General features: G+C 47.8%; 11 protein-coding genes. 6 read left to right on the forward strand and 5 right to left on the reverse strand.

Features of this window, described 5'->3' with window-relative positions; all coding sequences use genetic code 11:
* Positions 1 to 65: 65 nt before the first annotated feature.
* The gene (gene rlmE, locus C3B51_RS17630; RefSeq protein WP_046004213.1) at positions 66 to 695 is read right to left on the reverse strand and encodes a 23S rRNA (uridine(2552)-2'-O)-methyltransferase RlmE; all 630 of its coding nucleotides are present in this window, start codon (positions 693 to 695) and stop codon (positions 66 to 68) included.
* Between the two features lie 83 nt (positions 696 to 778).
* Between rlmE and yhbY the strand changes: the two genes are divergently transcribed.
* Positions 779 to 1,075: a ribosome assembly RNA-binding protein YhbY gene (gene yhbY, locus C3B51_RS17635; protein WP_046004214.1), complete on the forward strand. Its 297-nt coding sequence runs from the start codon at positions 779 to 781 to the stop codon at positions 1,073 to 1,075.
* Positions 1,076 to 1,089: 14 nt separating this feature from the next.
* On the opposite strand, the gene C3B51_RS17640 is transcribed toward yhbY, so the two are convergent.
* Positions 1,090 to 2,250 (reverse strand): serine hydrolase domain-containing protein, encoded by a 1,161-nt coding sequence (locus C3B51_RS17640; protein ID WP_164519250.1) that lies wholly within the window; start codon positions 2,248 to 2,250, stop codon positions 1,090 to 1,092.
* Between the two features lie 180 nt (positions 2,251 to 2,430).
* Here C3B51_RS17640 and C3B51_RS17645 point away from each other — a divergent pair, with 180 nt between their 5' ends.
* The 4 genes from C3B51_RS17645 to C3B51_RS17660 all read left to right on the forward strand — a co-directional run bounded on the left by C3B51_RS17645 (position 2,431) and on the right by C3B51_RS17660 (position 7,032).
* On the forward strand, positions 2,431 to 3,237 hold the full coding sequence (locus C3B51_RS17645; protein ID WP_125719183.1) for a hypothetical protein: 807 nt from the start codon (positions 2,431 to 2,433) through the stop codon (positions 3,235 to 3,237).
* Positions 3,238 to 3,382: 145 nt separating this feature from the next.
* Positions 3,383 to 4,090 (forward strand): response regulator transcription factor, encoded by a 708-nt coding sequence (locus C3B51_RS17650; RefSeq protein ID WP_125719182.1) that lies wholly within the window; start codon positions 3,383 to 3,385, stop codon positions 4,088 to 4,090.
* A 96-nt stretch (positions 4,091 to 4,186) separates the two neighbouring features.
* Entirely contained in the window at positions 4,187 to 5,497 is a 1,311-nt protein-coding gene (locus C3B51_RS17655; RefSeq protein WP_125719180.1) for a sensor histidine kinase, read from the forward strand.
* A gap of 188 nt (positions 5,498 to 5,685) precedes the next feature.
* Entirely contained in the window at positions 5,686 to 7,032 is a 1,347-nt protein-coding gene (locus C3B51_RS17660) for a sodium-dependent transporter (RefSeq protein WP_125719178.1), read from the forward strand.
* A gap of 127 nt (positions 7,033 to 7,159) precedes the next feature.
* On the opposite strand, the gene pgl is transcribed toward C3B51_RS17660, so the two are convergent.
* The 3 genes from pgl to pgi form a co-directional block, all read right to left on the reverse strand.
* On the reverse strand, positions 7,160 to 7,870 hold the full coding sequence (pgl, locus tag C3B51_RS17665) for a 6-phosphogluconolactonase (RefSeq protein WP_130245904.1): 711 nt from the start codon (positions 7,868 to 7,870) through the stop codon (positions 7,160 to 7,162).
* Complete coding sequence (zwf, locus tag C3B51_RS17670) at positions 7,870 to 9,342, reverse strand: glucose-6-phosphate dehydrogenase (protein ID WP_125719174.1); 1,473 nt, start codon at positions 9,340 to 9,342, stop codon at positions 7,870 to 7,872. The genes pgl and zwf overlap by 1 nt, the downstream gene beginning before the upstream one ends.
* A 475-nt stretch (positions 9,343 to 9,817) precedes the next feature.
* Positions 9,818 to 11,458, reverse strand: coding sequence for a glucose-6-phosphate isomerase (gene pgi / locus C3B51_RS17675; RefSeq protein WP_125719172.1), 1,641 nt, complete (start codon positions 11,456 to 11,458; stop codon positions 9,818 to 9,820).
* Between the two features lie 389 nt (positions 11,459 to 11,847).
* On the opposite strand from pgi, the gene C3B51_RS17680 reads away from it, so the two are divergent.
* On the forward strand, positions 11,848 to 12,885 hold the full coding sequence (locus C3B51_RS17680) for a LacI family DNA-binding transcriptional regulator (RefSeq protein WP_125719170.1): 1,038 nt from the start codon (positions 11,848 to 11,850) through the stop codon (positions 12,883 to 12,885).
* Positions 12,886 to 12,909 lie beyond the last annotated feature (24 nt).

Below are 12,909 nucleotides of genomic sequence, written 5' to 3' on the forward strand. Positions count from 1 at the left end.
GCTCAAGGGGTTAACCTCTTGTATCTAAAATAATTCAAATTCGTCTTAAAAGCGTTTCAACTGTACTACAGTTTGTAGCCCGTCGCCACTATATATACTTCACGGGAGCGAGGACGAGACGCTTTTGGCTTGCGGATCTTAACCACTTTAAAAGCATTACGCACGTCCTGCACAAACTGATCAAAGCCTTCACCCTGAAATACCTTCACAGCAAAAGCACCGTTGGGTTTAAGCACCTGGTGACACATGTCAAATGCCAGCTCAACCAGATACATGCTTCCCGCCTGGTCAATCACAGTGTTGCCGCTCATATTGGGTGCCATATCCGAACATACCACATCGATATTTTTGCCGCCAATTCTGTCTAACAAGGCATTGAGCACAGCTTCTTCACGGAAGTCACCTTGCAAAAATGCCACGCCTGGCAGTGAGTCCATAGGTAAGATGTCGCAGGCAATCACCTCGCCCTTATCACCGACTTGCTCAGCCAAATACTGAGACCAGCTCCCCGGTGCTGCACCTAAATCAACAACATGCATGCCCGGTTTGAACAACTTATCTTTCTGTTGGATCTCTTCAAGTTTGAAAACGGCACGAGAGCGATAGCCCCGTTTTTGTGCCTCATGAACATACGGATCTTCAACATGTTCCTTTAACCAGCGCTTAGAGCTCGCTGAGTGCTTTTTATTTGCCATATTAACTGCAACTCATTAGTAATATTCTTTAGATGGCGTTAGAATAGCGGTAATTCAAGCCTTAATTAGTAAATTGTATCAATATGACATTATCAAATAAACAGAAGCAGTACCTAAAAGGGTTAGCACATGACCTAAAACCCGTTGTTTTGCTCGGTGGTAACGGGCTAACAGAAGGAGTTCTGTTAGAGATTGAGCAATGTTTAGACATCCACGAGCTCATCAAAGTAAAAGTACCCACCAATGATCGCGAAACCAAGCAACTGATCTTCGACGCCATCGCGCGTGAAACAGGTGCTCACAAGGTTCAGGCGATTGGCCACATCGTCGTTTTGTATCGCCAAAGCGAAGATAAAAAAATCCAGCTGCCTCGCCAGTAGCAAAGGCTGGCTGTCTAAGTATCAGATTGTGCTTTGGCAGCCCTGCTAAATTCAATGGCCTGACGAATAAACTCTGTACTCAGGCCGTTGATAACGCCACTTTCAGCGTTCAGCAGCAAACTAAACCCAATTCCTAGTTCCGGCAACACCGCAATATCCGTTCTGTACCCCTGAACCCAGCCACTGTGGTAATACATAAGTTCACCAGAAAAGCTGTAAATACGCCAGCCTAGGCCATAATGCGCCTGCTCGACATAATTACGCCATACCCTTCTGCGTAGTTCCCGCTTAGTGCGGGTATAAGGACGAGACTGAATGGTCAGCGCGTCCAGCGATAATACCGATGGGTAAATCCCCAGTTGTGCCTTAAGCCATTGACTCATGTCTGCGGCGCTGGCGTTCACACCCGCGGCAGGGGCAACTTTGTAATAGTGCGGTTTGAGTTTTGCAGTATGCCAACGTTTAGTGCCACGTACATGAGGCGCGGCAAAATTATCATCGCGAGTCATGTGTGCGTGTCCTAAGCCTGCATCTTTCATCCCTAACGGAGCAAAGAAAAAGTGTTCCAGCCAGGCTTCATAACTCAGCTGTGTGGTTTGCGCTATCACATCGCCTATCAGGCTAAACATGACGTTCTGATAACCATAACAAATCCCGGGTCGGCAAATATGCTCTACATCGACCAGTCGAGGATAAATTTTGTCATACGTCATCCGAGACTCAATCAGATTGTCATAGGCATTAGGCACCAGACCACTGGAGTGACTAAGTAAGTGATATAATTTTGCCTTGCCGTAGGCACTTTCACTGAAAATAGGCAGATGCTGAGCAACGGTATCTTCCAGGTTTAGTATCCCTTGCGCTGCCAACTTAGCGGTGAGTGAGCCGGCAAAGGTTTTAGACACCGAGGCCAGACGAAAACGGGTATTGGCTGTAACTTGACGCCCTTTTCTTACTTTGGTTTTCCCCAACCCGGCAATATGGTCGCCATGCTGGCGGTGCACAATACTCAAAGCAGCGCCCGGTATCGATTTTTCTTTTAGTTTTTGTTTGAGTTGCTTAGAATATGCGTTTACAAATTGCTCCCAGCGCTGCTGCTCGCGGCCAGGGTCAGCCTGAACGACACAGGTCGTCAGTGCGAAAGCAAGAATAATAAGGTGATGCAGTGACTTCATAATGATCCGATTCATTAACACGCTGCACATAATATCATGAAGTTTGGTACTGCTCACGCAGACAATCCAGGCTGAACACAGAAACTTTTCTGTCTCACCCTATGGAGCGTACCAAAGAATTTGTCGTGTTTTAATGCAGCTAAGTGCTGATCTATAAAACTAAATTTAGAGGTATAAGTCATGCGCTGTTTGCTTTCAATTATTGCCTTGGCCGGACTGACAGGGTGTATTGCAACACCGCCAATGGCGCCCAAACTGGACGTGCCGAAAAAGCCGCTATTAACCAAGTCGGTTTATCAGATATCTTACAGTACCGAACTCGAGTCTGCCCGGATCAAATCCGTGCAGCTGCCCGCTCACCCAGTTAAAAGTGGTAATACGGTATACATAGATACCAGTAAAGTGAGCATGACGGATACTTTGCGTAAGCAGATTATCCAACTGTTAAAAGACAAAGGTCTGACCGTAGTCGCACAAAAAAGCAGCGACTACCACCTGGTGGTTCAACAGCTGGACCTGTCATTTGGTAAAGACAAAGTCTATGTACTAAACAAACCCGAAGATCCGCATCCCTATATAGCGCAACTTGCTCAGACCATTCCAAGCAAACAATGCAGTAATATCATTGCATCTTTAAGTATGCGACTGACGCATAAATCGTCTTCCGATGTGATATGGTTTGCCAAATCGTCCATCAACAGTGCCGGGTATCAGGGTATTCCACTACAATACACGTTTACAGAAACTGAAAAAGTGGCCAATGAGCACGCCGTCATTTCCTTTATCGTTGAGCAAAATCAGGAAGAAGCGCGTCGCGCCCGATATAACCAGAGCGTGAAAATCCCGCCCTATCAGGTAGAGTCGCAAATATCTCCTCTGGTCAAAACCGCCGGTGCCTGTAACAAAACAGAGGTGAGCGCATTGACCAGCGATATGATGCACCACCTCAGCAAAGGTCTGATAGAAAAACTTAATGTCTTGCTTTAACTGAGGTTATTAAACAAGAACACACACTTAATTACACTTTTTACGTGATTCGTACTTATAATTGCAGTCAAGAACATAATTCAAGCAAAATAATGAACGTCTTGGCCGGCAACATGCAAGGCAAGCGCAATAAAGGAGAAGTCAAATGGAGCAATACGGCACAATTTTGTTGGTTGAAGATGACGAGTCACTCGCTCAGTGGGTTGCCGATTACCTGAACAATCAGGGTTACACCACAGAGTGTTGTTATCGCGGCGATCAGGTTGTCGGTATGGTCAAGCAACATGAGCCAGATCTGGTGTTGCTGGATATCATGTTGCCCGGGCAAGATGGCATCAGTGTGTGTCGCGAGTTGCGCCAGTTTTATAGCAAGCCCATCATAATGCTGACAGCAAAAGACGAAGAGATGGACGAAGTCATTGGGCTCGAAGTCGGTGCCAGTGATTATGTCATAAAGCCTGTCCGGCCACGCGCTTTGCTGGCGCGGATCAAGGCTAATATGCGTGTTGCTCAAGATAATGAATCGAACTCAGATGCCAATGCGCTGATGCTCAATGTCGGGAATCTGCGCATTGATACGCAGGCACGCAAAGTCATCGTGGCAGATCAGGAAGTCAATGTCTCCAGCGCCGAGTACCTGCTGCTGCACTTTCTTGCCAGTAACGCTGGTGAGGTTGTGTCTCGGGATGCAGTATTTAAGGCAACTAAAGGCCGTGAATACGATGGCCTGGACCGCAGCGTCGATGTGCTTATCTCGGCATTGCGTAAAAAGTTTGGCGATGATCCTCAAAATCCGGAAAAGATCAAAACAATCTGGGGAAAAGGCTATCTGCTTGTGCCTTCGGCCTGGTAAGCCACATTGCTACCTGATGGCCCGCTCACAATGGCGCGGGCCCAAACCTCTCTTCTCCCCAGCCTGATGCAATGGTACTTATCTTTGGAGTAACGGATGAGAAAGCTCTATCTTTATCTGCTCGCAAGTGCGCTGATCTCAATTGTGGTGCTAGGCTGGTTACTTGACACCCTAAGCCAGCAGGCAGAGCCCGCAGAAGACGCCTTTGCCTGGCAGGCAAAGCTGCTTTATGGCGTTACCAACCAAAGTGCATCCATACCAGAGACACTGCGGGCAGCCTATATGGAGCAGGTAAGCAAAGATTTTGACCTACCTATTACTTACAGTTCCGGGGACTCTCTGGCATTACCTGTGGAGCTCAAAAACCAGATGATGCAACCGGAGGGCTTACTGCTTGAGGATGATATGGGCTATTACCTGCTCAAATCAGCCCCGTCACTGGCACCAGACTACCTTGAACTGAGGCTTGAAAAGCCTCCCGAGCAATATGATTCAGATGTGTTTCTGACACTGGCATTTTATGCCGGCATTTGTACCTTTATGTGGGTTATATTGGCGCCACTTGCCAAACGACTTACCGTGCTGGTGAGTGTCGCTAAACAGTTTGCCAGTGGCGATTTAAGTGCCCGTATCGAAGTAAATCACTTTACCTATATCAAAGATCTGGAACTGACCTTTAACCGCATGGCCAACCAGATAGAAAAGCTACTGGCTGAGAACAAACTCATGGCGTCAAGCTTGTCTCACGACATTCGCACCCCGGTTGCCTGTTTACGCTTTGGCTTTGATGCCGCTTTTGAGGAAGATGACATTGAACAGGTCCACGCTCTGATGCATCGCATGGAGAAAGATCTTGATCAGATGGAAAACATGCTGGCCAGTTATTTAGCCTTTGCCACCCTTGAACAAAAATCACACCTGCTCAAGTTCGCCCCAACAGAGCTGGACAGCTATATTCGCAATGTCGTTGAGCAGATGGCCCCTAAATTGACGAACAAACAAATCAATGCCAGCGTCTCGGTCCCTGCACACTTGCAAATGGATGCCGATCCGCACTGGCTGGCCAGAGCCATCTCTAATTTACTGAGCAATGCCTGCGATTTTGCCGACAAGCAGATAATCGTCAGCGCCCAGCAATTGGATCATCAGATTGAAATACGCGTTGAAGATGATGGGCCAGGTATCGAGGAAGAAAACTGGGCTAAGGTATTCGATCCTTTTTTCCAGGAGCAGGGACATCGAAACCGGGCCGGTAAGAGTTATGGCCTGGGCCTGGCCATTGTTGCAAAAGTGGTCGACTGGCATCATGGCCGGGCCAGTGTCAGCAGATCCGACCTGCTTGGCGGCGCTAAATTCACCTTGACGTTTCCCTGTAAAGCACCGAGAAATACTGTCAAGGCTGACTGACAAGCGTTAGATTTGTGCTATAAATCAGCTAGATACTAACTAATGGCGAACACAGCACTGGATTTTTCGGATTACGCTCAGGATTTGTGCAAAAACTTGTGTTAGATCAAAGCAATTTAGGTCTTTTTATTTCCTTTTAATTACAGTAGATTGTTGCCGCCGTCTTTAAAAATGAGAAGTATAAGAATATGAGCAGTGTGCGCGGAGAGTTCAGCTCTCGCTTCGGATTCATAATGGCAGCAGCGGGCTCAGCTGTTGGCCTGGGAAATATTTGGGGTTTCCCAACTCAAACCGCCAGTAACGGCGGTGCCGCTTTTGTACTAATGTATTTGATCCTGGCGTTTTGTCTGGCTTATCCCGCATTGATGGCTGAGCTGGTGATTGGTCGCCATGGTCAGGCAAACGCGGTGTCTTCTTTACAAAAACTGGGCAACAACCCGGTGCAAAAGAAATTTGCATTTTTCGTCGGGTTCGGCGGCATAATCTGTGCCGGGTTGATCTTAAGCTTTTATGCCATCGTGGCAGGCTGGATGCTCAGTGCCACTCTGGAGCCGATCGCGACCACAGTTGGCGCTGCTGGTGCTGCACAGTGGCTATCAGAGCAGTCTCTGGTAAGAGATCTCAGCTTCACGCTCATTTTCGTGGCTCTGACTATCTCTATCATTAGTAAAGGCGTCGAAAATGGCATAGAAAAATGGTCTAAACGTCTGATGCCTGCGCTGCTGGTCATTTTATTTTCCCTGATTGCTTACGTATTAACTCAGGAAGGAGCTACGACGGGCTTAAAAGCCTATCTAGTACCTGATTTTTCTTCGTTACTGGACCCGGGTTTGCTGGTCAGTGCGCTCGGCCAGGCATTTTTCTCGCTGTCGCTGGGTACCAGTGTCATGATCATTTATGGCTCATACATCAGTAAACAGGAAAACCTTGTTTCTCTGGGCGCCTACGTCACGCTTATTGATGTGTTTATTGCCTTTGTAGCAGGCCTGCTGATCATTCCAGCTATGTATGTCGCACAGGCTCAGGGCGTCGAAATTTTCTCATCAAGCGGTCAGTTGCTGTCTGAAGACACGTTAGTATTCCAGGTGTTGCCAGCCTTGTTTGAAGGCATGGGCGGCGTGGGTGTCTTTGTTGGCTTTGCTTTCTTTGCTCTGATGAGCATCGCAGCGCTCACCAGCTCTATTTCGATGCTTGAAGCCCCGGTATCTTATGCGGTTGAAAAGTTTGCACTGGCCAGAACGCAGGCGACCTGGATCATTGGCGGCATCATCGCAACCGTGAGCGTGACAATCATTCTGAACTTCTCGGCTCTGTTTGGTCTGGTTGTGCAGCTGACCACACAATTCGGTCAACCCCTGCTTGGCATGCTGTGCTGTATTTTCGTTGGCTGGATCTGGCACCGTCAGAAGTTACTGAGCGAAATTCAGGAAGGCCACCCGGAAGTCGCTTCATCTGTTTTCTGGCGGATCTGGCCCTGGTATATCCGCTTTGTCTGCCCGCTGGCCATTGCGCTGGTGTTCATCAATTCCCTGTAATTAATAGAAAAAGAGAGGCAATAGAGCCTCTCTTTTACTTTTGAAACACACGCTCAAGTTTCCGAACTCAATCCATTAAAAAAGCACGCCGAGGCGTGCTTTGTATGTTGCAATTCTGTTTGGCTAATTAAGGGCACCAAAACACGCTAAGCGTTAGCTCAGGGTGGTTTAGTACCGCGCGCAACGGAATGTCGAGCTCAGAACCTGGTTGCTTGGCTTCTTCGTATACCGCGCGTTTTGCCTCGCCGCTGATCAAGAGCACGGCATGCTTAGTATTAGCAATACCAGCCAGCGTCAAACTCATGCGCTCTGTAATACTGCCCGTGACTTCACTTTGCTTTGCATTGATGGCGCACACAAGATCAGTCGTTTGCAATGCCTCTTCCAGTCCTTCAGCATGTGGGAACAAAGACGCAGTGTGCCCGTCCGGCCCCATCCCCAGAATAGTGATGTCAAATGGAGCTTTTAATGCCGCATAAGCGTTTTCACATGTACCCTGACCTGCTTGTGCCGTCGCTGCGGCGTTTTTCATAGTTACAAATTCAGCAGAGCTTGCTTCGTTTTGTAACAGTGTCGAATTGATGAAGGCTTCATTAGACTTCTCATGGTCGGCATCAACCCAACGCTCATCAACCATGGCCACAGTGACTTTATCCCAGGCCAAGGGCAAATTTGACAAATGTCGGTATGCAGGCGCTGGTGACGAACCACCCGATACCAGCATAGTCGCACGGCCATCGTTGGCAATCGCATTACTCAACGTGCTGCTCAAAAGCGCTGCCAGCTCTGCGGTCATGGCGTCTTTACTATCAAAAAACTGTTCGTTCAGCTGTGCCATTATGCTTTTTCTCCCACGTTAAACCAGGCATGATTATTTTCTTCCAGCAGCTCATCAGCGGCCTCAGGGCCCCATGAACCGGCACGATAAAGTGAAGGGGTGCCTTTTTCTTGCCAACGCGCGATAATAGGGTCAATCCACTGCCAGGCTTCTCGTACTTCATCACGATGAATGAACAGGGCCGGATTATTTGCCGCGGCATCCAACATCAGACGCTTGTAGGCATCTGAATGGAAACCTTTACTGTACTGCTGACTCAGCTCAATATTCAGCGTCACAGGTTCCAGTTGCATTTCCAGGTTATCCAGACGCTTAGACATGAGTGTCAGCTGGATGCTTTCTTCTGGCTGCAAACGGATCTCAAGGCGGTTAGGCTGAATTGGGCCCACGCTTGGACCGTAAACATTGTGAGAAACTGGTTTATATTCAACCACAATTTCCGCACAACGCTTTTTCATGCGCTTACCCGTTCTCAGGTAAAAAGGCACACCAGCCCAACGCCAGTTATCAATATGTGCACGAATAGCCACAAAGGTTTCTGTGGTGCTGGACCCTTCGCCCAGCTCTTCCAGATAACCAGGTACCAGTTTGCCGTTCAGGTCGCCCGGCACGTACTGGCCACGCACCACGTTATCGTCAACATCTTCACCAACCAAAGGACGCAATGCTTCAAGTACTTTGAGCTTTTCAGCGCGGATGCTGTTCGCATTCAGCTTTGACGGAGACTCCATCGCCACCAGGCATAAAAGCTGCAATAAATGGTTCTGCACCATGTCGCGCAGGGCACCGGCTTTGTCATAAAAACCAGCTCGGCTCTCAAGACCGACCGTCTCAGAGATACTGATCTGGATATTGTCGATTGATTTTGCATCCCAGAGGTTTTCAAACAAGGCGTTAGCAAAACGCAGTGCCATCAAATTCTGTACCGTTTCTTTACCTAAGTAGTGGTCGATACGGAAGATCTGGTTCTCATCGAAGAACTGGGCAATCTTACCGTTAATTTCTTCAGCCGATTTACCACAATAGCCAATGGGTTTTTCAACGACTACGCGAGAATTGTCCGTGATTAGGTCCTTTCGTGACAACAACTCACAACAGGTACCGTATACCGCAGGCGGCAAAGATAAATAGAATACACGCGACTTTTCTTCGCCGTCAGCATCAAGAATGTCTTTAAGAACGTCCCAATTATCATCGGCCTCGGTCACGTTAACGACGACAGGCACTAAAAACTGGGCAAAAGCCTGCCAGTCTTTAACATTAAACTCACCCTCGCTGAGGTGGGATTGGAGTGCTTGCTCAGCCGTGGCAAGGTATTGTTCTTTTTGTTCTTCTGCACGGACAGTTGGCAGTACGCGTGAGCCTTCAGGTAAATTACCTTCTTGATACGCACGATACATTGCAGGTAACAACTTTCGTAACGCTAAGTCGCCGCCCCCACCAAAAATTACGATATCAAAAGGATTAAGCATAATTATGTCTCACAAGGTTAGGCGCGTAGCACCAAAGTGCCTCACACGCTCGTTAGTTAAAACCGTTTTCCAGTCCATTCAGACTAGCAAACTCTGCTTTCTTGCTGGATTTGAATTCGTATGCACAGCACATGGAACCAGTCTGGAAACCATGGGGCTGTGCCGCAGTGAGGTCGGGGATGGTAACGGGTAACCCGTTTGAACCATGTATGCAGTTCGTCGTGACGACTACGCCATACATCCCCAATAAGAGTCTGCTCCGTCACTGCTCTTTGGCTGTTAAAGCCAGTTTACCCGCCTGTCACTTATAGGTTATGACAAGGCCAATAAATTTGAAAAAATGAGCCTTAGGGGCACTGTAATTCCTCTCACAAAAATACAGGCCCTAAGCACTCCAGCGCTACCCGTTCAAAGGTATTCTTTTCACTCGTGCCCAAATTAAATCAGGCACACCACAAGCACGCATTTGTGGTTGTTATCTGTTTTGTTTGTAGTACGCAATCAGCCCGGCTGTGGAGCTGTCATGTGGGTGTGTCACCCCATCCTGCGTCAATTCTGCTTCAATGGCGCTTGCCAGACCTTTACCCAGTTCAACACCCCACTGATCAAATGAGCAAACCTCAAGTATAATGCCCTGACAAAAGATTTTATGCTCATACAATGCGATAAGACGCCCAACCGCTTTTGCATCTACTACATCCAAAATCATGGATGTAGTAGGTCGGTTTCCTTCATGGATCTTATGCGGCAACAGGCTTTCAATTTCGGCCTCTGATTTACCTTTTGCACTCAAGTCAGCGCGCACTTGTTGCTCATTCACACCGGCCATCAGGGCTTCTGTTTGTGCAAAAAAGTTAGACAGCAAAATATCATGGTGTTTGGCCACATTGCGCTGCGGTTTCAGCGACGCAATGAAATCAGCAGGGACAATTACATTCCCCTGATGCAGACACTGATAAAAAGCATGCTGACCATTAATCCCCGTCATGCCCCAGATCAGCGGCACAGTCGTGTAAGGCACAGTTTGCCCGGCAAAGGTCACATGTTTGCCGTTACTTTCCATTTCACCCTGCTGCAAATAAGCAGGCAGCATATGCAGCGCCTGATCATAAGGCAGGATAGCCTGAGACTGATAACCGAGAAAACTGGTGTTCCAAACGCTCAGAAGTGCCATGATCAGCGGAATATTCTGATCAAATGACGCATTTTTAAAATGCTCATCAACTTCGTAGGCCCCTTCTAAGATGGCCTCGAACTTGTCATAACCCAAATATAAGGCAATGGGTAAGCCAATCGCGCTCCACAATGAGAAGCGCCCACCTACCCAGTCCCACATGGTGAATACGTTTTCGTCGCTGATACCAAAGGCACGCGTTTTTTCAAGGTTAGTGCTCACAGCAACAAAATGCTTGGCAATTTCAGCTTCGTTTTGCGCAGCATTCAGGAACCAGGCAACCGCTGAGCGCGCGTTGGTCATAGTTTCTGACGTCGTAAAGGTTTTTGACGAAATCACAAACAAGGTGGTTTCAGGACACACTTTATCTAACACCTGGGCCAGCTGAACACCGTCAACGTTAGAGACATAATGCACATTAAGAGTATCATCAGCATAAGCGCTCAGTGCTTCAGTCACCATCTGAGGGCCGAGGTTTGAACCGCCAACGCCGATTGCAACTACGTCTTTAACCGCTTTACCCGTGTAGCCCAACCAGTCGCCGCTGCGCACTTTGTGACTAAACGCTTTCATTTTTTCAAGTTCGGTATTCACCTGTTCCATGACGTTTTCGCCATCAACGTAGATAGGTGTATTACCACGATTGCGCAGTGCAACATGCAGCACGGCACGATCTTCAGTGATATTGATTTTTTCACCGCTAAACAGCTTGTCACGCCACTGGGCCAATTCACATTGCTCAGCTAGCTTGATCAGCTGTGCAAAGGTGTCTGAATCAATAAGCTGCTTAGAAAAGTCAAACAACAAGCCAGGGATCTGACGAGAGAACTGCTCAAATCTCGTCGCATCTTGTTCAAACAATGATTTCAGATGTTGTGACTTCAGTTGTTCTGATGCTGTTGTTAAAGCCTGCCAACTCGATAGTTGTGTACGGCAACTCATATAAATTCCCCTAGTGACGGTGCGTTTTCAAAACAATAAAAATTGTAATTATCACAAGTGTTAAACGGTGTATTGCGTTAAACATAAGTTAAAATGACAACGCTGTCAAATAGCTAATACTCAATTTTACATTGCGCATAATACCCCAATTTTGACTTTTTGACACCGGTATCATTAATTTATTTGGTAGAATTTTTACTGCTAATTTAAGAGCAAATTGGATAGACTAGAAACTGCAAATGATCATTTTATGAAATCAAGGCACGGACTATACCAAGTGAATCCCAGATCTCGAGTCATCAGGAATGCGCAATGATCGCGCTAAAAAGTGCACAGTCAGGCACTTGTACACATTATAGTACCACCTTCTCTCACAGAAGAAAAACAAGATGAAAGTAACCATCAATGATGTAGCAAAACACGCTGGCGTATCAATGAAAACCGTATCGCGCGTGATTAACAAGGAACCATCGGTACGCAAAAAAACCTATGATCAGGTGATGCAAGCCGTCAAAGAGCTCAATTATCAACCCAATACTGCCGCAAGGAACCTGGCGGGGACATCGTCGTTTGCCATCGGCCTGGTCTATGACAACCCCAACGCCTACTACATCATAGACATGCAAAATGGCGTGTTGTCGCGCTGCAAAGAAGAAGGCTATGAGCTGGTGATCCATCCATGTAATGCACAGCAAGCAGACATGCAGGCGGAAATTGCCACTATGATCAAGCGCTCTCGTCTGGCCGGTCTGGTGCTAACTCCGCCGCTCTCTGAGCAGCAACCTATTATAGACATGCTGGACGAGCTGGGTGTCAGCTATGTGCGGTTGCTTTCCGGGCACAATGAAGATGATACAGAAAAAGCTAAAAACTGCATCTATGTTGATGACTTCGCTGCCGCGTACGAGATCACAGAACACCTGATCACGCTCGGGCACAAGCACATTGCTTTTGTCTGCGGTGATGAAGAACACAAATCAACCACCGAACGCCTGGCGGGCTACAAGCAAGCTCTCGCCGACCATCAGATAGCCTTCAATGAAGAATTCGTTCACAATGGTACCTACTCGTTTGAATCGGGTGTGCAAGGCGCAAAAGCCCTGCTAGAAGATGGCAACCGCAAGCAGATCACGGCGATTTTAGGCGGTAACGATGAGGTGGCAGCCGGTGCCCTGTTTGCAGCGAGGTTAATGAACATAGAGATCCCGGCGCAGCTGTCTATTTCCGGGTTCGAAGACTCTCCGTTCTCTCGCCAGACCTGGCCAAAGCTCACCACCGCCCATCAGGCAAACAATGTGATTTCTGAACACGCCGCACGGTTATTATTTTCAAAAACCCGTGGCAGTCGCAATCAGGATAAAGACATTATCACCACGTTTACGCCAAGCATGGTGGTAAGAGAAAGTACAGGACCCGCCCCCCAGTAAATGCCTTTGCCCCGGTCTGTCCGG

The sequence above is a fragment of the Pseudoalteromonas rubra genome (assembly GCF_004212645.1).
Classification (GTDB): Bacteria; Pseudomonadota; Gammaproteobacteria; order Enterobacterales; family Alteromonadaceae; genus Pseudoalteromonas; species Pseudoalteromonas rubra_G.

Excerpts from the sequence above, each read along its gene's own strand:
- rlmE (WP_046004213.1), bottom strand. The coding sequence starts at position 695 with ATGGCAAATAAAAAGCACTCAGCGAGCTCTAAGCGCTGGTTAAAGGAA.
- yhbY (WP_046004214.1), top strand. The coding sequence starts at position 779 with ATGACATTATCAAATAAACAGAAGCAGTACCTAAAAGGGTTAGCACAT.
- C3B51_RS17640 (WP_164519250.1), bottom strand. The coding sequence starts at position 2,250 with ATGAAGTCACTGCATCACCTTATTATTCTTGCTTTCGCACTGACGACC.
- C3B51_RS17645 (WP_125719183.1), top strand. The coding sequence starts at position 2,431 with ATGCGCTGTTTGCTTTCAATTATTGCCTTGGCCGGACTGACAGGGTGT.
- C3B51_RS17650 (WP_125719182.1), top strand. The coding sequence starts at position 3,383 with ATGGAGCAATACGGCACAATTTTGTTGGTTGAAGATGACGAGTCACTC.
- C3B51_RS17655 (WP_125719180.1), top strand. The coding sequence starts at position 4,187 with ATGAGAAAGCTCTATCTTTATCTGCTCGCAAGTGCGCTGATCTCAATT.
- C3B51_RS17660 (WP_125719178.1), top strand. The coding sequence starts at position 5,686 with ATGAGCAGTGTGCGCGGAGAGTTCAGCTCTCGCTTCGGATTCATAATG.
- pgl (WP_130245904.1), bottom strand. The coding sequence starts at position 7,870 with ATGGCACAGCTGAACGAACAGTTTTTTGATAGTAAAGACGCCATGACC.
- zwf (WP_125719174.1), bottom strand. The coding sequence starts at position 9,342 with ATGCTTAATCCTTTTGATATCGTAATTTTTGGTGGGGGCGGCGACTTA.
- pgi (WP_125719172.1), bottom strand. The coding sequence starts at position 11,458 with ATGAGTTGCCGTACACAACTATCGAGTTGGCAGGCTTTAACAACAGCA.
- C3B51_RS17680 (WP_125719170.1), top strand. The coding sequence starts at position 11,848 with ATGAAAGTAACCATCAATGATGTAGCAAAACACGCTGGCGTATCAATG.